22 protein-coding genes and 1 pseudogene are annotated in these 20,021 nt (G+C 66.7%); 16 read left to right on the top strand and 7 right to left on the bottom strand.

The features are described from left to right. The 5 genes from phnK to phnG are packed head-to-tail and all read right to left on the bottom strand — an operon-like array spanning position 1 to position 3,746. Positions 1–783: a phosphonate C-P lyase system protein PhnK gene (phnK, locus tag LOS78_RS19245; RefSeq protein ID WP_230378788.1), complete on the bottom strand. Its 783-nt coding sequence runs from the start codon at positions 781–783 to the stop codon at positions 1–3. Beyond that, positions 780–1,652 carry an alpha-D-ribose 1-methylphosphonate 5-phosphate C-P-lyase PhnJ gene (locus LOS78_RS19240; protein ID WP_028712965.1) on the bottom strand — a complete coding sequence of 291 codons (873 nt, stop codon included), beginning with the start codon at positions 1,650–1,652 and terminating at the stop codon, positions 780–782. Before LOS78_RS19240 ends, phnK begins: the two co-directional genes overlap by 4 nt. After that, a complete protein-coding gene (locus LOS78_RS19235) occupies positions 1,649–2,731 on the bottom strand; it encodes a carbon-phosphorus lyase complex subunit PhnI (protein WP_230378787.1) in 1,083 nt (360 codons plus the stop codon). The genes LOS78_RS19240 and LOS78_RS19235 overlap by 4 nt, the downstream gene beginning before the upstream one ends. Continuing rightward, positions 2,731–3,297, bottom strand: a complete 567-nt coding sequence (gene phnH, locus LOS78_RS19230; protein WP_230378786.1) for a phosphonate C-P lyase system protein PhnH — start codon at positions 3,295–3,297, stop codon at positions 2,731–2,733. Before phnH ends, LOS78_RS19235 begins: the two co-directional genes overlap by 1 nt. Further along, positions 3,294–3,746 (bottom strand): phosphonate C-P lyase system protein PhnG, encoded by a 453-nt coding sequence (phnG, locus tag LOS78_RS19225; protein WP_230378785.1) that lies wholly within the window; start codon positions 3,744–3,746, stop codon positions 3,294–3,296. The genes phnH and phnG overlap by 4 nt, the downstream gene beginning before the upstream one ends. 119 nt (positions 3,747–3,865) lie before the next feature. On the opposite strand from phnG, the gene phnF reads away from it, so the two are divergent. The 3 genes from phnF (at position 3,866) to LOS78_RS19210 (ending at position 7,270) form a co-directional block, all read left to right on the top strand. Further along, positions 3,866–4,582 carry a phosphonate metabolism transcriptional regulator PhnF gene (gene phnF, locus LOS78_RS19220; RefSeq protein ID WP_230378784.1) on the top strand — a complete coding sequence of 239 codons (717 nt, stop codon included), beginning with the start codon at positions 3,866–3,868 and terminating at the stop codon, positions 4,580–4,582. A gap of 360 nt (positions 4,583–4,942) precedes the next feature. Then, positions 4,943–6,181, top strand: a complete 1,239-nt coding sequence (locus LOS78_RS19215) for an aromatic ring-hydroxylating dioxygenase subunit alpha (RefSeq protein WP_230378783.1) — start codon at positions 4,943–4,945, stop codon at positions 6,179–6,181. Positions 6,182–6,184: 3 nt separating this feature from the next. Continuing rightward, entirely contained in the window at positions 6,185–7,270 is a 1,086-nt protein-coding gene (locus tag LOS78_RS19210; protein WP_028712959.1) for a hybrid-cluster NAD(P)-dependent oxidoreductase, read from the top strand. 161 nt (positions 7,271–7,431) lie between these two features. Here the strand turns inward: LOS78_RS19210 and LOS78_RS19205 are convergent, their stop codons facing one another. Then, a complete protein-coding gene (locus tag LOS78_RS19205) occupies positions 7,432–7,581 on the bottom strand; it encodes a hypothetical protein (RefSeq protein ID WP_230378782.1) in 150 nt (49 codons plus the stop codon). Continuing rightward, on the bottom strand, positions 7,578–8,300 hold the full coding sequence (locus LOS78_RS19200) for a GntR family transcriptional regulator (protein WP_230378982.1): 723 nt from the start codon (positions 8,298–8,300) through the stop codon (positions 7,578–7,580). Before LOS78_RS19200 ends, LOS78_RS19205 begins: the two co-directional genes overlap by 4 nt. Positions 8,301–8,533: 233 nt before the next feature. On the opposite strand from LOS78_RS19200, the gene LOS78_RS19195 reads away from it, so the two are divergent. The 13 genes and pseudogenes from LOS78_RS19195 (at position 8,534) to LOS78_RS19140 (ending at position 20,015) form a co-directional block, all read left to right on the top strand. Beyond that, on the top strand, positions 8,534–9,487 hold the full coding sequence (locus LOS78_RS19195) for a GlxA family transcriptional regulator (protein ID WP_230378781.1): 954 nt from the start codon (positions 8,534–8,536) through the stop codon (positions 9,485–9,487). A 131-nt stretch (positions 9,488–9,618) separates the two neighbouring features. After that, positions 9,619–9,885, top strand: a complete 267-nt coding sequence (locus LOS78_RS22165) for a TetR/AcrR family transcriptional regulator (RefSeq protein ID WP_371824730.1) — start codon at positions 9,619–9,621, stop codon at positions 9,883–9,885. Beyond that, positions 9,794–10,201: a hypothetical protein gene (locus tag LOS78_RS19190; protein WP_230378780.1), complete on the top strand. Its 408-nt coding sequence runs from the start codon at positions 9,794–9,796 to the stop codon at positions 10,199–10,201. Before LOS78_RS22165 ends, LOS78_RS19190 begins: the two co-directional genes overlap by 92 nt. Before the next feature lie 13 nt (positions 10,202–10,214). Beyond that, entirely contained in the window at positions 10,215–11,318 is a 1,104-nt protein-coding gene (locus LOS78_RS19185) for a mandelate racemase/muconate lactonizing enzyme family protein (RefSeq protein WP_230378779.1), read from the top strand. A 15-nt stretch (positions 11,319–11,333) separates the two neighbouring features. Beyond that, a pseudogene (locus LOS78_RS19180) lies at positions 11,334–12,067 on the top strand (SDR family NAD(P)-dependent oxidoreductase). Further along, positions 12,064–12,798 (top strand): SDR family NAD(P)-dependent oxidoreductase, encoded by a 735-nt coding sequence (locus tag LOS78_RS19175; RefSeq protein ID WP_230378778.1) that lies wholly within the window; start codon positions 12,064–12,066, stop codon positions 12,796–12,798. Before LOS78_RS19180 ends, LOS78_RS19175 begins: the two are co-directional and overlap by 4 nt. 586 nt (positions 12,799–13,384) lie before the next feature. Then, positions 13,385–14,149 (top strand): GntR family transcriptional regulator, encoded by a 765-nt coding sequence (locus tag LOS78_RS19170; RefSeq protein ID WP_230378777.1) that lies wholly within the window; start codon positions 13,385–13,387, stop codon positions 14,147–14,149. A gap of 62 nt (positions 14,150–14,211) precedes the next feature. Further along, entirely contained in the window at positions 14,212–15,381 is a 1,170-nt protein-coding gene (locus tag LOS78_RS19165) for an ABC transporter substrate-binding protein (RefSeq protein WP_230378776.1), read from the top strand. 84 nt (positions 15,382–15,465) lie between these two features. After that, positions 15,466–16,320 (top strand): branched-chain amino acid ABC transporter permease, encoded by an 855-nt coding sequence (locus LOS78_RS19160; RefSeq protein WP_028713822.1) that lies wholly within the window; start codon positions 15,466–15,468, stop codon positions 16,318–16,320. Positions 16,321–16,332: 12 nt separating this feature from the next. Further along, positions 16,333–17,367: a branched-chain amino acid ABC transporter permease gene (locus LOS78_RS19155; RefSeq protein WP_230378775.1), complete on the top strand. Its 1,035-nt coding sequence runs from the start codon at positions 16,333–16,335 to the stop codon at positions 17,365–17,367. Beyond that, on the top strand, positions 17,364–18,116 hold the full coding sequence (locus tag LOS78_RS19150; RefSeq protein WP_028713821.1) for an ABC transporter ATP-binding protein: 753 nt from the start codon (positions 17,364–17,366) through the stop codon (positions 18,114–18,116). The genes LOS78_RS19155 and LOS78_RS19150 overlap by 4 nt, the downstream gene beginning before the upstream one ends. Next, positions 18,109–18,828 carry an ABC transporter ATP-binding protein gene (locus tag LOS78_RS19145; protein WP_230378774.1) on the top strand — a complete coding sequence of 240 codons (720 nt, stop codon included), beginning with the start codon at positions 18,109–18,111 and terminating at the stop codon, positions 18,826–18,828. Before LOS78_RS19150 ends, LOS78_RS19145 begins: the two co-directional genes overlap by 8 nt. After that, complete coding sequence (locus tag LOS78_RS19140; protein WP_230378773.1) at positions 18,825–20,015, top strand: cytochrome P450; 1,191 nt, start codon at positions 18,825–18,827, stop codon at positions 20,013–20,015. Before LOS78_RS19145 ends, LOS78_RS19140 begins: the two co-directional genes overlap by 4 nt. Positions 20,016–20,021 lie beyond the last annotated feature (6 nt).

Raw genomic sequence — 20,021 nt, 5'->3', positions numbered from 1 at the left:
TTACACCTGAAGGACAGAGGACACGAGAAGCTGGGTATAGGCATGCTGCGGATCGTCCAGCACCTGATCGGTCAGCCCGCATTCCACCACCCGGCCCGATTTCATCACCATCAGCCGGTCGGCGAGCAGCCGCACCACGGCAAGGTCATGGGTCACGATCACCACAGACAGGCCAAGGTCACGCACCAGCCCGCGCAGCAGGTCCAGAAGCCGCGCCTGCACGCTGACGTCGAGCCCGCCGGTCGGTTCGTCCATGAACACCAGCCGCGGCCCCGTCACCAGGTTGCGCGCGATCTGCAGCCGCTGCTGCATGCCGCCCGAAAAGGCCGAGGGGCGGTCGTCGATCCGGTCCGCCGCGATCTCGACCCGGCCCAGCCAGTCGGTGGCGGTCTCGCGGATGGCGGCATAGTTGCGTGCGCCCACGGCCATCAGCCGCTCGCCGACATTGCCGCCGGCCGAGACGCCCATGCGCAGCCCGTCGCGCGGGTTCTGGTGGACATAGGCCCAGTCGCCGCGCAGCAGCCGGCGCCGCTCGGCCTCGGAAAAGGCCAGCACGTCGGCGCCGTCGAACAGGATCCGCCCCTCGTCCGGGCGCTGGTGGCCGGCGAGGCAGGACAGCAGCGTGGATTTCCCCGAGCCGCTTTCGCCGACGATGCCCAGCACCTCGCCGGGATAAAGGTCGAAGCCGACGCCCATGCAGCCGATCCGCGCGCCGTAGCGTTTCGTCAAGCCCTGCACCGACAGCAGCGGCGCGGCGGTGATGGCGTTCTGCATCAGGGTCATGGCGTGGCTCCTTGCGGCGACAGGCGGCCGCGATGCCCCTGCGCCTGGCGCGAGGCGCAGAAATCGGTATCGGAACAGACGAACATGCGCGTGCCGCGGTCGTCGGTGATCACCTCGTCCAGATAGCTGCCGGCCGAGCCGCAGAGGTCGCATGCGTGATCGGCCTTCGAGGCGATGAAGGGATGGTCCTCGAAATCCAGGCTGACCACATCCGAATATGGCGGCACGGCATAGATGCGTGCCTCGCGCCCGGCGCCGAAAAGCTGGATCGCCGGGTTGCCGGCCAGTTTCGGATTGTCGAATTTCGGGATCGGCGAGGGGTCCATGACATAGCGCCCCTCGACCCTGACCGGATAGGCATAGGCGGTCGCGATCTCGCCATGCCGGGCGATGTCCTCGTAAAGCTTGACATGCATCAGCCCGTATTCCTCAAGCTCGTGCATCTTGCGGGTCTCGGTCTCTCGCGGCTCCAGAAAGCGCAAGGGCTCGGGGATCGGCACCTGATAGACCAGGATCTGGCCTTCGCTCAGCGGCTGCTCGGGGATGCGGTGGCGGGTCTGGATCACCGTGGCCTCCGCGGTGCGCTCGGTGGTCTCGACCCCCGCCGTGCGCTGGAAGAAGCGGCGGATCGACACGGCATTGGTGGTGTCGTCCGCGCCCTGGTCGATGACCTTCAGCCGGTCGTCCGGGGTCAGGCAGGCCGCCGTCACCTGAACGCCGCCGGTGCCCCAGCCATAGGGCATGGGCATCTCGCGGCTGGCGAAGGGCACCTGATAGCCGGGGATCGCCAGCGCCTTCAGCAGCGCGCGGCGGATCATCCGCTTGGTCTGTTCGTCCAGATAGGCGAAGTTATAGGCTTGGTCGGTCATTCCGCCGCCTCCTGCATCTGCACGGCCTCGCGCCGCATGCGCCGGACCAGTTCCAGTTCCGCCTGGAAATCGACGTAATGCGGCAGCTTGATATGTTCGAGGAAACCCGTCGATTGGATGTTGTCGCAATGGCTTAGCACGAACTCCTCATCCTGTGCGGGGGCGCCGGTGAAATCCTCGCCCAGCTCCTGCCAGCGCAGGGCGCGGTCGACCAGGCTCATCGAGATCGCCTTGCGTTCCGACTGGCCCATGACCAGCCCATAGCCGCGGGTGAATTGCGGCGGCTCGGTCTTCGAGCCCTTGAACTGGTTCACCGTGTCGCATTCGGTCAGCTCGACCTCGCCGATCTCGACGGCGAAGCCCAGCTCGGGCAGTTCGACCTCGACCGCGACGCGGCCGATGCGCAATTCGCCCACGAAGGCATGGGTGCGGCCATAGCCGCGCTGCGTGGAATAGGCCAGCGACAGGGTGAAGCCCTCGTCCGCCCGCGCCAGCGCCTGCAGGCGCAGCGCGCGCGAGGCCGGCAGTTCCAGCGGCTGGCGCGTCAGGTCGGGGGCGGGCGTGTCCTCGGCCGGCTGCTGCTCGATCAGCCCGTCGCGGTCCAGCAGGCCGGTGACATGCGGCACCGGCTCGTCCGAGGCAGGCGCCATCGGGGCGGGCGGCGGCGTGCCTTCGGCGGCCAGCGCGAAATCCAGCAGGCGGTGGGTATAGTCGAAGGTCGGCCCCAGCACCTGCCCGCCCGGCAGATCCTTGAAGGTGGCCGAGACGCGGCGATCGACCGCCATCGCCGCCGTATCGACCGGGCGCGAGACGCCGAAGCGCGGCAAGGTGGTGCGATAGGCGCGGATCAGGAACACCGCCTCGATCAGGTCGCCGCGCGCCTGCTTGATCGCCAGCGCGGCAAGGTCGGGATCATAGAGCGAGCCCTCGGCCATCACCCGGTTCACCGCCAGCGCCATCTGCTCGCGGATCTGGGCCACGGTCAGCTCGGGGACCGCGGGATCGCCGCGGCGTTCCTCGGCCAGCCAGGCATGGGCGGCGTCGATGGCGCGCTCGCCCCCTTTGACGGCGACATACATCAGGCGTCCTCCACATGGGTGCTGCGGGGCAGGGCGGCCAGCCGGTCGCCGCAGGTCAGGACGCAATCGAAGCCCAGCGGGAACAGCGCCCGGTTGGCGCGAAAGGCGGCGGTCTCGGGCAGCGAAAGCCGCGCCTCGGCCTCGATGCCGGGGCCGGTCAGGCGGGCGCCCTCGGGCTCCAGCCGGTCCAGTTCGACGATCAGCGTGGCCGAGCGGTCGGGATAGGAGGGCTCGCCGATGCGGAAGCGGCTGACGGGTTGCAGCGCATCCCAGCGGCCAAGCGCGAATTGCGCCTGTTCGGCCGCAACCAGCGGCGCGCCGGTGTGAAAGCCGATCCAGCCGCGCAGCGCCTCGCAATCCGCGGCGCCGGCCAGATGCAGCGGCGTGGTGGCGTCGGTCAGCGTCAGCAGCGCCACCCCCGCCGCGACCGAGATCGGCGCGGGCGGCTGCGCGCCGGCGACGGCGAAGATGCGGCCGGGCCGGGCCATGGCCTCCAGCAGCGCGCGAAAGGCATGGGCGGATTGCGTGGAAGGGTCGGCGAAACCCCCGGTCAGGATGGCGTTCATGCGTCCTCTCCGCGCAGCATGGTGAAGAATTCGACCCGGGTCGCGGCGGCCTTGGCGGCACGGCTGGCGCGCGCTTCGGCGGCCTCGGCCCGAAGGGGGGTCAGCACCTTCGCCTCGATCCGCGGCGCGGCCTCGGTCTGCATCAGCGCATCGGCGATGGCGGCGCGGGCGGCATGGGCCTTGTCGCGGCCCTGCACGCAGGCATGGCCCACCGCACCGCCCGGCAGCCGGACCGAGCAGCGGGTCACGGTCATCTCGCCCAAGTTGAAGGGCGCGCCTGTGCCACCGATACGGCCCTGCACCATCACGGTGCCGATCTCGGGCGCGCGCAGCAGCTCATGCGCGGGCAGGTCGGGCAGCAGCGCCGCCAGCCGCCCCGGCGGCGCCTTGGCCAGCGCCGAGATCCAGTCGCGGCGCGCAGCGGTTTCGGGAGGGGGAGAGTGGGACATTCCGGGCCTCGACAAGCTTGCGGGTTTGTCTAGATTCCTATACAACTAGACAAGTGATAGCCCGCCCGTCGATTCGGCTCAAGGGCAGTCTTGTGAATTTTCGGTGACAGGGGGGGTGCATGGCGCGCAGCGCGATCTGGAAATCCATCGCCGACACGCTGGCGGCCGAGATCGCCGGCGGGCATTACCACCCCGGCGACAAGCTGCCCTCCGAGGCGGTGCTGGCGGCGCGTTTCGGGGTGAATCGCCATACGGTACGCCACGCACTGGCCGCGCTGGCCGAGGCGGGGACGCTGCGCTCGCGCCGCGGTGCGGGGGTCTTTGTCGCGGCGCGGCCGACCGATTATCCGCTGGGCCGCCGGGTGCGGTTTCATCGCAACATCGTCGCCTCGGGCCGCACGCCCTCGCGCCGGCTGACGCTGACCGAGACGCGCGCCGCCAATGTCGAGGAGGCCGAGGCGCTGCGCCTTGCCGCCGGCAGCCCGGTGCATGTGGTCGAGGGCGTGTCGCTGGTCGATGGTCAGCCTGTGGCGGTGTTCCGCTCGGTCTTCGATGCCGGGCGCTTTCCCGACCTGTTGCGGCATGTGGTCGAGATCCCCTCGGTCACCGCGGCGCTGGCGGAATGCGGGCTGAAGGACTATACCCGCGCCTCGACCCGGCTGACGGCCGAGCTGGCGCCGGCGGTGATGGCGCTGACGCTGGAACTGCCCGAAGGGGCGCCGGTGCTGCGCTCGGTCTCGGTGAACGTGGACGGTGCGGGCGTGCCGGTCGAATACGGCACCACCTGCTTCGCCGGCGACCGCGTCACGCTGACCCTGCGCCCCGAGGACGTTTAGGCCCGGACATCGGGAACCGGGCCATGTCCGCGGCGCGAAGGCGGAGGCGGAGGCGGTGAGGCGGTATTACATTGCGGCAGCAGGCCGGACAGCAGTTCCAAGCCGACCAGATGGCAAAGCGGGTTCTCGATCAGCGGCTCCAGCTGGCCCGACCGCGGCAAGGCGCCGAATGCCACCGGCATGACGCGAGGCGGCCGCGCGTCGCACCGCCGGCCGTCCGTGTCGCAAATTGCGAAGTGCGTCGGGCTCGATTCGTGCTGAATCGCAGGAAGAAGGGCGGTGGGCCGGGTGGATCCGCCACGCTTCCATGAAAACGACCCCGGGTTCGCACCCGTCGAACCCTTGTACAGGAGCCAAGTCATGTTGCGCGAATCGGATGTTCTGTCGATGCTTCTGCGCCGCAAGCCAGCCCATTCCCTTGCGCAGGAGCTGTATTGCGATCCCGGCGTCTTCCAGGTCGATCTGGAAAACATCTGGTATCGCGAATGGCTTTTCGCCATCCCGTCCTGCGAGATCCCGAAGGCCGGCGACTATGTCGTCCATGAGGTGGGCGTCTATTCGGTGGTGATCGTGCGCGGCACCGATGGCCAGATCCGCGCCTTCCACAATGCCTGCCGTCACCGCGGCTCGGTCCTGTGCAAGAGCAAGAAGGGCCGCAACCCGAAGATCGTCTGCCCCTATCATCAATGGACCTACGACCTGGACGGCCGGCTGATCTGGGCGCGCGACATGGGCCCCGAATTCGACCCGTCGCGGCATGGCCTCAAGCAGGTGCATTGCCGCAACCTGTCGGGGATGGTCTATATCTGCGTCGCCGACGTGGCCCCGGATATCGAGGAACTCGCGGCCGAGACGGCGCGCTACCTGGCGCCGCACGACCTGGAGAACTCCAAGGTCGCCTATGAGAGCACCATCATCGAGAAGGGCAACTGGAAGCTGGTCTGGGAAAACAACCGCGAATGCTATCACTGCGCGGGCAACCATCCGTCGCTGTGCCGGACCTTCCCCGAGGACCCGCGCGCCATCGGCAACAACGACGACGGGATCCTGGCCTCGGATCTCGACAAGCATGTCGCGCGCTGCGAAGCCATCGGCGCGCCCTCGGCCTTCAAGATCGCGGAACTGGGCGAATGGCGCTTCGTGCGCACCCCGCTGCTTGAGGGCGCCGAAAGCTACACCATGGACGGCAAGGTCGCCTCGACCAGGCCGAACTCGGGGATTCCGTTCCGGGATGCGGGCGCGCTGCTGAAATTCCGCTATCCGGGCACCTGGAACCATTTCCTGTCCGATCACAGCATCCTGTTCCGGGTGACGCCGATCAGCCCGACCGAAACCGAGGTCTGCACCAAGTGGCTGGTCCACAAGGATGCGGTCGAGGGCCAGGACTACGACCTGAAGCGGCTGACCGAAGTCTGGATCGCCACCAATGACGAGGATCGCGAGGTCGTCGAGAACAACCAGCGCGGCATCCTGACCCCGGCCTATGAGCCCGGCCCCTATTCGGAAATCCACGAGGGCGGGCTGATCCAGTTCACCGACTGGTATGCCAGCACGCTGGTTCGTGCGATCACCGGCCCCAAGGCGATGGCGGCGGAGTAAGGAATGACGGTTCACAGCAACCTGGTCGTTTCCGACAGCAATGACATCTGGCGCGACACCGAGGAGCTGGTTTGCTGCTCGGTGGTGCCCGAGGCGCCCGATGTCGCGACCATCAGCTTCGTCTCCCCCAGCGGCGCGCTGTTCAAGTTCGAGCCGGGCCAGTTCCTGACCCTGGAACTGCCCGTGCCCGGCGAGACGGTCTGGCGGACCTACACCATCTCCTCCTCGCCCTCGCGGCCCTTGTCGATCTCGGTGACGGTCAAGGCGCAGGCGGGCAGCATCGGCACGCGCTGGATGCTGGACCACCTGCGCCCGGGGATGCGGATCAAGGCGACGGGTCCGCTGGGCGTTTTCACCATGCCGAGGAACGAAAAGAAGAAATATCTGTTCATCTCGGCGGGTTCGGGGATCACGCCCTCGCTGGCGATGACCACCTATCTGTTCGACCGGGCGACCGATATCGACGTGACCCTGGTGAACTGCGCCCGGCGGCCCTCCGAGATCATCGCGCGCAAGCAATTCGAGCACATGGCCGCGCGGGTGCCATCCATCAAGCTCTATTTCATCGTCGAGGAGGACGATCCGTATCAGGTCTGGACCGGCTTCCGCGGCCGGCTGAACCAGATCATGCTGGGCCTGATCGCCGGCGACTACATGGAGCGCGAGGTTTACTGCTGCGGGCCCGAGCCCTTCATGGATGCCGTGCGCGAAATGCTCATCGCGCTTGGCTACGACATGGAGCACTATCATCAGGAAAGCTTCGCCAAGCCCATCGAGACCGTCGAGGATATCGAAGAACATGACGATGTGGTCCCGGACGACCACGCCGCGGCCAAGATCACCTTCGCGGCCTCCAGCGTGGACGCCCTCTGCACCGAAACCGACACCGTTCTGGCCGTGGCCAAGCGGTCTGGCCTGAACATTCCCTCGGGCTGCACCTTCGGCGTTTGCGGCACCTGCAAGATCCGCAAGCTCTCGGGTCAGGTGCATATGGTGCATAGCGGCGGCATCTCGGACGACGATATCGAGGAAGGCTATATCCTGGCCTGCTGCTCGAAGCCGATCGGCCATGTCGAGGTCGAGGTCTGACGTCGGTTTCGGCGGACCAATCCCGGCGGGACCGGAAGCCGGTCCCGCATCCAGGATCGCGCCCCGGTTTTCGCAGGCTTCGGCCTGCCGGCAGCCGGCTCCTGATCGATGGCAGACTCCGGCATCGCCTTAACGGCAGCGGCGGCAGCCCGGAACGCCCTTCAGCGCATGGCGGTATTCGCGCCGATCTGCTGGACCGCCTGCGGCGGCAGCCGGGTCGGTCGGCCCTTGGTGCCGAAAAGGCCGTCGTCCCATTGCCGCATGACCGCACGGGGAAACATCTGCATCGGCGCCCCGCCCCCGAATGTCATGTGGCTTCATCCCCATTCAGGACGGCGGGGACGCGACCGAGCGGGATCCGCATGCCGGAAGGGGTGACGAAGCTTTCGATCTCGGCCCGGGACAGCTCCCAATGCGCAACGGCAAGCTCTGCGGCGGCATCGGCATCGCCACGCTCGATGAGTGCGATGAATTGGTCATGCTGGTCGGCAGCGACCCGGCGCTGCTCGGCCAGAGCTTCGGCGCGCGGACTGTAGAAGGTCATCGCGATGCGCGTGTGATCGATCAGCAGCCGCCGCAGGCTGGGCATGAGATATTCATTGTCGGCCATCTCGCCGATGATCGCATGAAACCGCTGGTTCATCAGCGCGCGCCCGGCCACATCGCGATTGCGAATCGCCGCACGGAACAGAAGCTGCGTATCCTTCAGCCGCATGATCTGGGCAGGCCTGGCATATTCCGCGGCAAGCCGGCTCACCGCCGCGTAGATCATCGGCGCTGCCACGAAGAAATTCCGCAGCGTCTTGTGAGACATGGGGGCCACCTGCGCCCCGCGATTCTTGTGCAGGACCACATATTCCTCTCCGGCCAGCTGGTTCAGGACCTCCCTCAGGGGCGGGCGAGAAATCTCGTATCTTTCAGAGAGCTGCACCTCATCCAGATAGGCACCGGGCTCCAGCTCCTGGGTCAGGATGCGCCGGCGCAGATCCTCCAGGCATTTCACCTTCTTGCTGGTCTGTCCTTCGCTCACTGCGTGCCTCCCACCCTGAGCACGACCCGTATTCAGGGCAAGCCAAGGCTTCTCAAGCACTGTAGCGAGAAGAAAGGCATGTTGTCTACAATGGAAATCTGTGCTTTTTCCTCTTGGCGGAGGATCACATGAGACCGCCGGCGCTGGATCGAAGCCCGGAATATAAACAAGGTCTCGCAGCAGGAATTGCGCCGGCAGGGCCGCGGGCCCTTTCTTGGAGATGCGCATAGAAGATGTCAAAACCGCAACATTTTGTCTTCGCGCTTGTCGAGGACTATACGCATCTTGCCTTTGCATGCGCCGTCGATCCCCTCCGGATCGCCAATCTGATCAGCGGCAAGGAACTGTATCGCTGGTCCTATGCTTCCCTGGACGGGGAAACCGCCATCAGCTCGGACGGCACCGCAATTGTCGTTCAGCACAGGTTCGAAAGCATTCCCCCGTGCGACCGGGTATTCGTCCTTTCGGGCATCAACATGCGGCACAAGGATTTCCGTAACCTGATCGCCAGCCTTCGCACCCTGGATCGAGGCGGAAGAACGAAAATCGGAGCCCTGTGTTCCGGTGCCTATGTTCTGGCAAAAGCCGGATTGCTGAACGGCAAGCAGGCCGCCATTCATTGGGAATACCACGACAGTTTCATGGAGGAGTTTCCGGAGGTCAACCTGGTGCGGAACGTCTTCGTCGCCGACGAGAAATATATCACCGCGTCCGGCGGAACGGCCACCGCGGACCTGATGTTGAACCTGATAGAACAGGAACATGGCTACGACCTTTCCGTCGCGGTTTCCGACCAGATGGTCTATAATGCGGTTCGCGGCTCATCTTCCGCCCAGAAGGTCTCGTTGCAATCCCGAAGCGGAATGCGAAATTCTCATCTTGTTCGCGCTATCGAGATCATGCGCGAACGTCTGGATGATCCGATCCCTCCGTCGGCGATCGCTCGCAAGATCGGAATTTCGACGCGGCAGCTGGAACGGCTGTTCGGAAAATATCTGAATACGGCGCCAAAGAAATATTTTATGGAAATGCGCCTGGAGAAGGCCAGGCATCTCCTTCTCCAGACCGAAATGTCGGTCACCGATATCGCCTTGTCGTGCGGTTTCGACAACCCTGGCAACTTCTCACGCGTCTACCGGACCGCTTTCGGAGTAACGCCCATGATGCAACGAGGGAAGCTGGGGTAGGGGGCCGAGCACTGGACCCTTACACAGCCGCCAGCCACAAGTTTGCGGCCAGCCCGGAAGATGTCGCTGTTCCCATGAAGAACGTCGCTTTTTGCGATGTCGAGGTAGAATGATCGCTCTACCTTCGCTTCATGAGGAGCACGAAACTGAGAATCGCGAGGAATCTTGATCGGCAATTCGCCGAAATGGGTTTCGCAACCCAGGGGGTGGAGGCATTGCGCGAGGGCGCGGATGTGTCGCTCAGAACGCTTTACAAGTATTTTCCCAGCCGTGAGGAAATGGTCGTGGGGGCTCTGGAATATCGCGATGCCGCTTATTTCGACTGGATTTCCGGGGGGCCGGCGAAATGGCATCGATCACGTGCTTTATCCCCTGAAGCGATTGGGCGACTGGCTTGAGGAGGTTGCGAATACCGGCTGTCTGTTCATGAATGCGCTGGCCGCCTATCCGGAAAGCCCTGCGATTCGCAAGACGGTCCTTTCCCATAAATCCCGCTTGGAAAATGCATTCCGCGAGCGACTGCACCATGTCGCACCGGATCGAGATACCGGGGAACTGGCCCAATCGCTGTTCCTGCTGCACGAAGGACTGACCGAGACCGCTCGATTGCGCGGCCCCGCCAAGGCCACCGCGACCGCCATTCGCGCCGCGCGCGCGCTGTTGGCTTCGGAAGGTCTCCTCCCGGCAAAAGACGACCCTGCCCTTGAAGGATGAGGCAAAACAAGAAATGCGCCTGCGTGAGATCCATATCTACCAGCATGATCTGCCGGTCAAAAACGGCCCCTATACGATGGCGAACGCCAAGGTCTGGTCGCTGGACACGACCCTGGTTCGCCTGGTGGCCGAGGACGGAACCGAAGGCTGGGGCGAGACCTGCCCGGTCGGCCCGACCTATGCCGAGGCCCATACCCAGGGTGCCCGCGCCGCGCTGACGGCGATGGCGCCGGGCCTGATCGGGGCGGACCTCTGGCCGCTTGCGCTGCAGCGCAAGATGAACAGCCTTCTGAACGGGCACAACTACGCGAAGGCCGCAATCGACATCGCGGCCCATGACCTGATCGGCAGGAAGCTCGGCATCAGCGTCGCCGACCTGCTGGGCGGCGCGGTCACGGATCGGGTGCCCAGCTATTACTCGACCATCGTCGGCGACCCGGACGAGACCGCCCGCATCGCCGCCGAGGTGCGCGACGAGGGCTATCCCCGCATCCAGGTCAAGGTCGGCGGGCGCCCGGTCGAGATCGACATCGAAACCATCCGCAAGGTCTGGGAGGTCATCCGCGGCAGCGGCATGCGCATGGCGGTCGATGCCAATCGCGGCTGGACCACCCGCGACGCGCTGCGCGTCAGCCGCGAATGTCCCGAGATTCCCTTCATCATGGAACAGCCCTGCAACACGATCGAGGATCTGCGCAAGATCCGGCCGCAGGTGGCGCATGGCATCTATATGGACGAAAACAGCCTCGACCTGAACACGGTCATCACCGCGGCAGGCACGGGGCTGGTCGACGGCTTCGGCATGAAGGTCACGCGCATCGGCGGGCTGCACAACATGCGCGCCTTCCGCGATATCTGCGAGGCCCGCAACCTGCCGCATACCTGCGACGACGCCTGGGGCGGCGATGTGATCGCGGCCGCCTGCACCCAGGTCGCCGCGACCATGCGCCCCGATCTTTGCGAGGGCGCCTGGGTCGCCGCCTCCTATATCGACGGCAATTTCGATCCCGAGCACGGCATTCGCATCGAGGGCGGCCATATCAAGCGGCCAGCCGGGCCGGGGCTGGGCGTTACGCCCGATGCGGCGCGTCTGGGCGCGCCTATCGCCAGTTTCTGAAGCACGAGGAACGAGATGAGCTTCTCAGGAAAAACCGCCCTGGTTACCGGGGCGGCTGGCGGGATCGGCGCCGCGATCGTGGCCGGCCTGCGCGCGCAGGGCGCCCGGGTTGCGGTCGCCGACCGTGACGTCTCGGGGATCGAGGCAGAGCTACGGCTGCCCGGCGACCTGCTGGACGAGGATTATGCCGACGGGCTGGCGCAGGCGGCCCATGACGCCCTTGGCCGGCTGGACATCGTCGTGAACAACGCGGGCGTGATTACCCGCGGTCCGGTGACCGAAACCACGGATGCGGACTGGGTCCTGTCCATGGGCGTCAATGTCGAGGCGCCCTTCCGCATCTGCCGCGCCGCGATCCCGCTGATGGCCGGGCAGGGCGGTGGCGTCATCGTCAACACCTCGTCCTGCTGGGGCGGCAAGGCGCCGGGGCCGAACCATGCGCTTTACTGCATGACCAAGGCGGCCATCGCATCGCTCACCCAATGCATGGGCATGGACCATGCTCATCAGGGTATCGCATCAACGCCGTCTGCCCCAACGAGGTGAACACGCCGATGCTGCGCAGCGGCTTCGCCAGGCGCGGTTTCGATCCCGACCGGGCGGTTGCCGAACTGGGCAAGACCGTCCCCCTTGGCCGCATCGCCGAGCCCGAGGATATCGCGGATGTGGTGCTGTTCCTGGCCTCGGATGCGGCGCGCTACATCTGCGGCGCCCTGATCGAAATCAACGGCGGGAAACCGGTGGCATGATGCGGTTCAAGGACAAGGTGGCGCTGGTCACCGGCGGACGGTCGGGCATCGGCCAGGCCATCGCCCGCCGGCTGAGGGACGAGGGGGCCCGCGTCCTTACCGCGCAGCGCAGGCAGGACGCCGAATTCGAAAGCCTTCCGGCCGATTTCACCGATCCGGCAAGCCCGGCGCAGGTTCTGGCCGAGTTGATCGCGCGCGCCGGTCGGCTGGACGTCCTGGTCAACAATGCCGGGATGATGCAGGAATCCTTGATCGAGGCGATGAGCCTCGAGGATTGGCAGCGCAACCTGATGGTCAACCTGACCGCGCCCTTCCTGATGATCCAGGCCGCGCTGCCGCATCTGCGCCAGACGCGGGGCAGCATCGTGAATGTCGGCTCGATCGAGGGGCTGGGATCGAACCCGTCGCATGCCGCCTATTGCGCCTCGAAGGCGGGGCTGCACGGGCTGACGCGGGCGGTGGCAGTGGATCACGGGGCCGAGGGCATCCGCTGCAATGCCGTGGCGCCCGGCTGGATCGACACGGAGCTGAACGTGGATTTCATCGAGAGCATGCCCGACCCGGCAGCTTTCCGTCGCGACATCGGCCGAATTCATCCGGTGGCGCGCACCGGAAAGCCGGAAGAGGTCGCCGCGCTGGTCGCCTTCCTGGCTGCTGAAGAGGCGGGCTTCTGCACCGGCCAGGTCTACACCGTCGATGGCGGCCGGATGGCGAAACTGAGCCTTCCGTAGTTCTGGTCCTGGCATGATTGCCGGCAATCCCCTTGCGCGCCGGGCCGGCTTGGCGCGTGTCTTGCCTGATGCACATGCGTGAAGAGGATCAGATCAGGATAATCCGACTTATGTAACCTAATTTTCATCCGCACCGCGCAACCTGTCGCGGATCGTTTGCACTGGATGCCGCGTCTGCTGCTGCGCCGTTTCCCCGCAGAAACGACCAGCGCGCGGATCTTGAGTGCTGACCCGTTCGCGCCTCGACTCGCCATGATGCAGCCACCCTTGCCGCCGCTTCGCCTGCCGAGCCGGTGCGAACAGTCAAAGCCGCTTGCCGATTAGAAATGCCCGCCTGCCCATGTGCCCATCCATGCGCTGCCGCATCGGGAATCATGCGCGCGGGAAGCGCGCAGTCCGGCTGCGGAACGGCATGGCAGGAGAGGTTCCGGAGCGCATCGATGTATACATCGCGTCCCTCCGCATGTTGATATGTATACATCATTATCGCTTTTAAGCAAAATAATACGACTTTAGTGGCATATATGCCAAGAATATTTGCCGGATGCAGTTTTTGATGTATACAAACATGCAGGGAGAACGCGCAATGAACAGCAGAGAACCGCTCAGGACCGGCACCACGCAGACGGTGCGCGCCGCCATGACGCTGCGCGACATGATCATCGGCGGCCGGCTGGAGCCCGATCAGCGCTATACCGAGACCCAGCTGGCCGAGATGCTGTCGATGTCGCGCACGCCCATCCGCGCCGCGCTGCAGCGCCTGACCGACGAAGGCCTGCTCAGCCCGATCGCCGCGGGCGGCTACATGGTGCGCCAGTTCCTGCCCAGCGAGATCTCGGAGGCGATCGAGCTGCGCGGCATGATCGAGGGCTTCTGCGTGCGACTGCTGGCCGAGCGCGGCACCGCTGCCGACGCCATCGACCGCATCGCCGGCATCTCGGACCGCATCGCCGCCCTGCTGGCCAAGGAGGACTTCGCCCGCACCAACCTGCCGATCTATGAGCGGCTGAACGCCGAATTTCATCAGGGGCTGGTCAACGCCACTGAAAGCAGCCTGCTGATCCAGGAGGCGGCGCGCGCCAACGGCCGGCCCTTCGCCTCGGCCAGCGCGCTGGTCGGGATGTATGAAAGCGACCGCGCGGCAAGGCAGCATCTGCTGATCGGCCAGGACCACCACCGCATCGTGGTCGAGGCGATCCGCCAGCGCCAGGGCGCGCGCGCCGAGGCGATTATGCGCGAGCATGCCCGCCTGTCGCAGCACAACCTGTCCCGCGCCATGGCGACCAGCGGCACGCTGGACCAGATCCGGGGCGCCGCGCTGATCCGTCAGCCGGACGAGGCGACAGGCTGACCCGCCAAACGAGTCAACGGCAGCAGAGGAACTGCCGCAAGCCAGAAAGGGAGGAAAACCATATGCAAAGACGAAGCCTGCTGCTGGGCGCTGTCCTGGCGGCCTCGACCGCGCTTGCCGGTCTGCCGGCCCAGGCCGAGCCGTTCAAGGTGGGGCTGATCCTGCCCATGACCGGGCCCTTCGCCTCGACCGGGCGGCAGATCGAGGCGGCGGCAAAGCTGTATATCGCCGAGCATGGCGACGAGGTCGCGGGCCGCAGGATCGAGCTGATCGTCAAGGACGATGCCTCGGTCGCGGACACCACCAAGCGGCTCGCGCAAGAGCTGATCGTGCGCGACAAGGTCGGCGCGCTGGCCGGGTTCGGCCTGACGCCGCTGGCCATGGCGACCGCGCCGCTGTCCACCCGCGCCAAGGTGCCGACCGTGGTGATGGCGGCGGCGACCTCGTCGATCACCGAAACCTCGCCCTATGTGGTGCGCACCAGCTACACCACGCCGCAAGTCACCTCGAAGATCGCGGAATGGGCCGCCACGGAGGGGATGAAACGCGTCGTCACCGTGGTCTCGGACTATGGCCCGGGCATCGATGCCGAAAAGACCTTCACCGAGGTCTTCACCGCCGCCGGCGGCACGGTCGAGAACCTGCGCGTGCCGCTGCAGAACCCGGATTTCTCGCCCTTCCTGCAGAAGGTCGCCGAAAGCAAGCCCGACGCGATCTTCGCCTTCGCGCCTTCGGGCGTGGGCGCGCAGTTCATGAAGCAGTTCGTCGAGCGCGGGCTGGACAAGTCCGGCATCCGGCTGCTGGCCGATGGCGGCATCACCGACGACGACATCCTGGACGGGATGGGCGATCCGGCCCTGGTCGCGATAACCGGCTTTCACTATTCGGCCGCGCATGACAGCCCGGCGAACAGTGCCTTTGTCGAGGCGTTCCAGAAGGCCAATAACGGCATGCGGCCGAATTTCATGGCGGTCGGCGGCTATGACGGCATGCACGCGATCTATGCGGCGCTGGAAAAGACCGGCGGCGAGGGTTCCGGCGACGCCATGATCGAAGCGATGAAGGGCCTGTCCTGGGAAAGCCCGCGCGGCCCGGTCAGCATCGACCCCGAGACCCGCGACATCGTCCAGAACGTCTATCTGCGCCGCGTCGAGCGCCGGGACGGCCAGCTCTGGAACGTCGAGTTCGAGACCTTCGAGGCGGTGAAGGACCCGGCCAAAGCCGCGCCCTGACGCAGACCTCCCCTTTCGCGGACCCGTTTCCGCCGCGCCGGCCCTCGGCGCGGCCCGGGGATCCGCATGCCAAGGAAACGCGCCATGTCAACCATCCTGATAGACGGGATCGCCTACGGAATGCTGCTCTTCGTCATGGCCTCGGGACTGGCCGTCACGCTGGGGCTGATGAATTTCGTGAACCTTGCCCATGGCGCCTTCGCCATGATCGGCGGCTATGTCACCGCGCTTGCCATGAACCGGCTGGGTGTGCCGTTCCTGCTGACGCTGCCCCTGGCCTTCCTGGTGCCGGCGCTGATCGGGGCGGTGGCCGAGCGCACGCTCTATGCCCGGCTCTACCGGCGCAGCCATCTGGACCAGGTGCTGTTCTCGATCGCGCTGGTGTTCATGGCGATGACGGCGGCGGACTGGCTTCTGGGCTCCAGCCAGATGCTCATCACCCTGCCCGGATGGTTGCAGGGCCGGTTCGAGATCGCCGGCATCGGCGTCGGCCGCTACCGCGCCTTCCTGATCGTCCTCTGCGCCGTGCTGGTCGTGGCGCTGCAACTGGTGCTTGCCCGCACCCGCTTCGGCGCCAGGCTGCGCGCGGCGGTGGACGACCAGCGCGCCGCGCGCGGGCTTGGCATCAATGTCGGCGGCATCTTCGCCGCGACCTTCGCCGTGGGATCGGGCCTTGCCGGGCTTGGCGGCGCGCTGGGGATCGAGATCATGGGGCTGGACCCGACCTTCCCGCTGAAGATCATGGTCTATGTGCTGATCGTGGTCACCATCGGCGGCACCGCCAGCCTGACCGGCCCCTTCCTCGCCGCGCTGATCATCGGCACCGCCGATGTGGCCGGGAAATACTACATCCCCGAGCTTGGCGCCTTCCTGATCTACCTGCTGATGATCGTGCTTCTGATCCTGCGCCCGCAGGGCCTGATCGCCCCGGCCCGCTAAAGGACGACCCCGATGACCGACACCACCTTCGCCACCCCGCTCCGTGCCGAGCCGGCCGGAATCGAGCGGCGCGCCGCCCGCGACCTGCTGCGCCGCAGCCGCTGCAAGCCGGCCGAGATCCTGTTCTGGCTCGCCGCCGCCGCCAGCTTCTTCCTGCTGCCCGACCGCCACCTGCTTCTGTCCGAGATCGCCATCCTGGGGCTCTTCGCGCTCTCGCTGGACCTGATCATCGGCTATGCGGGCGTGGTCTCGCTGGGGCACGGCGCCTTCTTCGGGCTGGGCGCCTATGTCGCCGGGCTGACCTCGATCCACCTGACCGGAGCGCCGCTGGGAGGGCTTGCCCTGGCCGCGCTGGCCGCCGGGCTGCTGGGGCTGCTGACCGGGCCCCTGCTGCTGCTGCGCGCCTCGGACCTGACGCGGCTGATGGTGACGCTGGGCGTCGCCATGCTGCTTTACGAGGCCGCGAACCGCGCCGCCTGGCTGACCGGCGGCGCCGACGGGCTGCAGGGGGTGATGATCGACCCGCTGCTCGGGCGCTTCGAATTCGACCTGTTCGGCACCACCGCCTACGCCTATTGCCTGATCGTCACCTTCGTGCTGTTCCTGATCGCCCGGCGCGTGGTGACCTCGCCCTATGGGCTGTCGCTGCGGGCGATCCGCGACAATGCGTTGCGCGCCCGCAGCATGGGCATCCCGGTCGGGCCGCGCCTCCTGGCGATCTATGCCTTCTCGGCGGTGATCGCCGGCATCGCCGGGGCGCTGCTGACGCAGACGACCATGTTCGTGTCGCTGGACGTGCTGGCCTTCCACCGCTCGGCCGACGTGCTGCTGGTGCTGGTGCTGGGCGGGGTCGGCTATCTTTACGGCGGGCTGATCGGCGCCATCGCCTTCAAGCTGCTGCAGGATTGGTTCTCGGCCCTCACCCCGCAATACTGGATGTTCTGGATGGGGCTGGTCCTGCTGGTCATCGTGCTGATCGGCCGCGACCGCATCGACGCCCTGCCCCGCGCCATCCTGCGCCGCATCCGCAAGGAGGGCCGGGTATGAGCGCCGCCTTGCAGACCATCGCGCTGGAGAAACGCTTCGGCGGGCTGACGGCCACCGACAAGGTCTCGCTGACGTTGCGGCACGGCGCGCGCCATGCGCTGATCGGGCCGAACGGCGCCGGCAAGACCACCTTCGTCAACCTGCTGACCGGGGTGCTGCCGGCGAATGGCGGGCAGATCCTGCTTGACGGGCAGGACGTCACCCGCAAGGGCCAGATCGAGCGGGCCCGGCTGGGCATGGGCCGCACCTTCCAGATCAACCAGCTTTTCGGCGCCATGACGCCGGTGGAATCCATCGGCCTCGCGGTGTCCGAGCGCATGGGTGGCGGCAGCGATTTCTGGCGGCGCGTCGGCACCCGCAGCGACATCCTGAACGAGATCGCCGAGCTGGTCGAACGCTTCCGCCTGACCGAGGTGATGGACCAGCCGACGCGGCTTTTGCCCTATGGCAAGCAGCGCCTGCTGGAGATCGCCCTGGCGCTGGCCTCCAACCCGCGCGTGCTGCTGCTGGACGAGCCGGCGGCGGGCGTCCCCGAAGCCGAGCGCGCCGAGCTGCTGGAAACGCTGGGCGAATTGCCGCGCGACGTGTCGATCCTGCTGATCGAGCACGACATGGACCTGGTCTTTGCCTTCGCCGACCGGATCACCGTTCTGGTGAACGGCGCGCTGTTCGCCGAGGGCAGCGTGGCCGAGATCATGGCGGATCGCCGCGTCCAGGAAGTCTATCTGGGGAGCGAGGAGCATGCCTGACATCCTGACCATCGAGAAGCTGCGCGCCGGCCATGGCGAGGCCGTGGTGATCCCGGCGCTGGACCTGCGGCTGGCCGAGGGCGAGGCGCTGGCCGTGCTGGGCCGCAACGGCGTGGGCAAGACCACGCTTCTGGACAGCATCATCGGCGTCACCCGCCGCTTCGGCGGCCGGGTGGTCCTGGCCGGGCGCGACATCTCGGCGCTGTCGCCCGAGGCGCGCGCCCAGGCCGGCATCGGCTGGGTCCCGCAAGAGCGCAACATCTTCCGCTCGCTGACGGTCGAGGAGAACCTGACCGCCACGGCGCGGCCCGGCAAATGGAACCTCGCCCGCATCTACGAGATGTTTCCCCGGCTGCAAGAGCGGCGCGCGAACATGGGCAACCAGCTTTCGGGCGGCGAGCAGCAGATGCTGGCAGTCGGCCGGGCGCTGATGCTGAATCCCCGCGTGCTGCTGCTGGACGAGCCGACCGAGGGGCTGGCCCCGATCATCGTCGAGCAGCTGCTGGCCTCGATCCGCCGCATCATCCGCGACGAGGGCGTGGCCACGATCATCGTCGAACAGCACGCCCGCAAGATCCTGAAGGTCACCGATCGCGCAGTGATCCTCGACCGCGGGGAAATCGTCCACCAGGCCGCCAGCGCCGCGCTGCTGGCCGACCCGACGCCTCTGGAAAGCCATCTGGGCGTCATCGCGAAAGGAGCCGCAGCATGAGCCTCGACACGCCGGTCCTGCCCCGTTCCGGGCTCGATCCGTTCGGCATCGATTTCTTCGACGACCCCTATCCCGAGCACGAGAAGCTGCGCGAGGCCGGGCCCGTGGTCTGGCTGGAACGCTATGGCGTCCATGGCATCGCCCGCTATGCCGAAGTGCATCGGGTCCTGAACGACTGGGCCACCTTCTGCTCTTCCCGCGGGGTCGGGCTGCAGGATTTCAGCCGCGAAACGCCCTGGCGCCCGCCCAGCCTGGTGCTGGAAACCGACCCGCCCGAACATGACCGCGCCCGCAAGGTGCTGGCCCGGGTGTTGTCGCCGCTGACCATGCGCGAGCTGCGCGACGGCTTCGCCGAGGCCGCCGACGCGCTGGTCGCCGGCCTCGCGGGGCGCGAGATCGACGGCATCGGCGATCTGGCCGAGGCCTTCCCGCTATCGGTCTTTCCCGACCGCATCGGTCTTGCCCGCGAAGGGCGCGAACATCTGCTGCCCTATGCCGGGCTTGCCTTCAACGCCTTCGGCCCGGACAACGCGCTGCGCCGCGAGGCGATGGCGCGCGCCGCCCCCCATGTCGCCTGGGTGACCGAACAGTGCCGGCGCGAAAACCTGTCGCCCGACGGACTGGGCGCCCGCATCCATGCCGCCGCCGACAGCGGCGAGGTGACGCCGGACGAGGCGGTGTTGCTTGTCCGCTCGCTGCTGACGGCCGGGATCGACACCACGGTGAACGGCATCGGCGCGGCGCTTTACTGCCTTGCGCGCTTTCCCGACCAGTTCCAGGCCCTGCGCGCCGATCCGAAGCGGGCGCGCAACGCCTTCGAGGAGGCGGTGCGCTTCGAAAGCCCGGTGCAGACCTTCTTCCGCACCACCACCCGCGCGGTCGAGCTGGGCGGCGCCACCATCCCCGAAGGATCAAAGGTGCTGATGTTCCTGGCCTCGGCCAATCGCGACCCGCGCCGCTGGGACCGGCCCGACCAATACGACATCGCCCGCAAGACCTCGGGCCATGTCGGCTTCGGCTCGGGCATCCACATGTGCGTGGGCCAGCTTGTCGCCCGGCTGGAGGGCGAGGTGGTGCTGGAGGCCCTGGCCCGCCACGCCGACGCCATCGAGATCGCCGGACCCCCGGTCCGGTCCTACAACAACACGCTGCGCGGGCTGGCACGCCTGCCGCTGCGCATCCGCTGAGAGGTT

Source organism: Paracoccus sp. MA (assembly GCF_020990385.1).
Classification (GTDB): Bacteria; Pseudomonadota; Alphaproteobacteria; order Rhodobacterales; family Rhodobacteraceae; genus Paracoccus.
This window is presented reverse-complemented; position numbering and strand designations above follow the sequence as displayed.

Bases quoted from the DNA above. Each gene is read 5' to 3' on its own strand.
- LOS78_RS19210 (WP_028712959.1), top strand. From the start codon at position 6,185: ATGACGGTTCACAGCAACCTGGTCGTTTCCGACAGCAATGACATCTGG.
- LOS78_RS19235 (WP_230378787.1), bottom strand. From the start codon at position 2,731: ATGTATGTCGCCGTCAAAGGGGGCGAGCGCGCCATCGACGCCGCCCAT.
- LOS78_RS19155 (WP_230378775.1), top strand. From the start codon at position 16,333: ATGACCGACACCACCTTCGCCACCCCGCTCCGTGCCGAGCCGGCCGGA.
- LOS78_RS19145 (WP_230378774.1), top strand. From the start codon at position 18,109: ATGCCTGACATCCTGACCATCGAGAAGCTGCGCGCCGGCCATGGCGAG.
- LOS78_RS19165 (WP_230378776.1), top strand. From the start codon at position 14,212: ATGCAAAGACGAAGCCTGCTGCTGGGCGCTGTCCTGGCGGCCTCGACC.
- LOS78_RS19195 (WP_230378781.1), top strand. From the start codon at position 8,534: ATGTCAAAACCGCAACATTTTGTCTTCGCGCTTGTCGAGGACTATACG.
- LOS78_RS19215 (WP_230378783.1), top strand. From the start codon at position 4,943: ATGTTGCGCGAATCGGATGTTCTGTCGATGCTTCTGCGCCGCAAGCCA.
- LOS78_RS19185 (WP_230378779.1), top strand. From the start codon at position 10,215: ATGCGCCTGCGTGAGATCCATATCTACCAGCATGATCTGCCGGTCAAA.
- LOS78_RS19205 (WP_230378782.1), bottom strand. From the start codon at position 7,581: ATGACATTCGGGGGCGGGGCGCCGATGCAGATGTTTCCCCGTGCGGTC.
- LOS78_RS19240 (WP_028712965.1), bottom strand. From the start codon at position 1,652: ATGACCGACCAAGCCTATAACTTCGCCTATCTGGACGAACAGACCAAG.
- LOS78_RS19175 (WP_230378778.1), top strand. From the start codon at position 12,064: ATGATGCGGTTCAAGGACAAGGTGGCGCTGGTCACCGGCGGACGGTCG.
- LOS78_RS19190 (WP_230378780.1), top strand. From the start codon at position 9,794: ATGCCGCTTATTTCGACTGGATTTCCGGGGGGCCGGCGAAATGGCATC.
- phnG (WP_230378785.1), bottom strand. From the start codon at position 3,746: ATGTCCCACTCTCCCCCTCCCGAAACCGCTGCGCGCCGCGACTGGATC.
- LOS78_RS22165 (WP_371824730.1), top strand. From the start codon at position 9,619: ATGAGGAGCACGAAACTGAGAATCGCGAGGAATCTTGATCGGCAATTC.
- LOS78_RS19170 (WP_230378777.1), top strand. From the start codon at position 13,385: ATGAACAGCAGAGAACCGCTCAGGACCGGCACCACGCAGACGGTGCGC.
- phnH (WP_230378786.1), bottom strand. From the start codon at position 3,297: ATGAACGCCATCCTGACCGGGGGTTTCGCCGACCCTTCCACGCAATCC.
- phnF (WP_230378784.1), top strand. From the start codon at position 3,866: ATGGCGCGCAGCGCGATCTGGAAATCCATCGCCGACACGCTGGCGGCC.
- LOS78_RS19160 (WP_028713822.1), top strand. From the start codon at position 15,466: ATGTCAACCATCCTGATAGACGGGATCGCCTACGGAATGCTGCTCTTC.
- LOS78_RS19150 (WP_028713821.1), top strand. From the start codon at position 17,364: ATGAGCGCCGCCTTGCAGACCATCGCGCTGGAGAAACGCTTCGGCGGG.
- phnK (WP_230378788.1), bottom strand. From the start codon at position 783: ATGACCCTGATGCAGAACGCCATCACCGCCGCGCCGCTGCTGTCGGTG.
- LOS78_RS19140 (WP_230378773.1), top strand. From the start codon at position 18,825: ATGAGCCTCGACACGCCGGTCCTGCCCCGTTCCGGGCTCGATCCGTTC.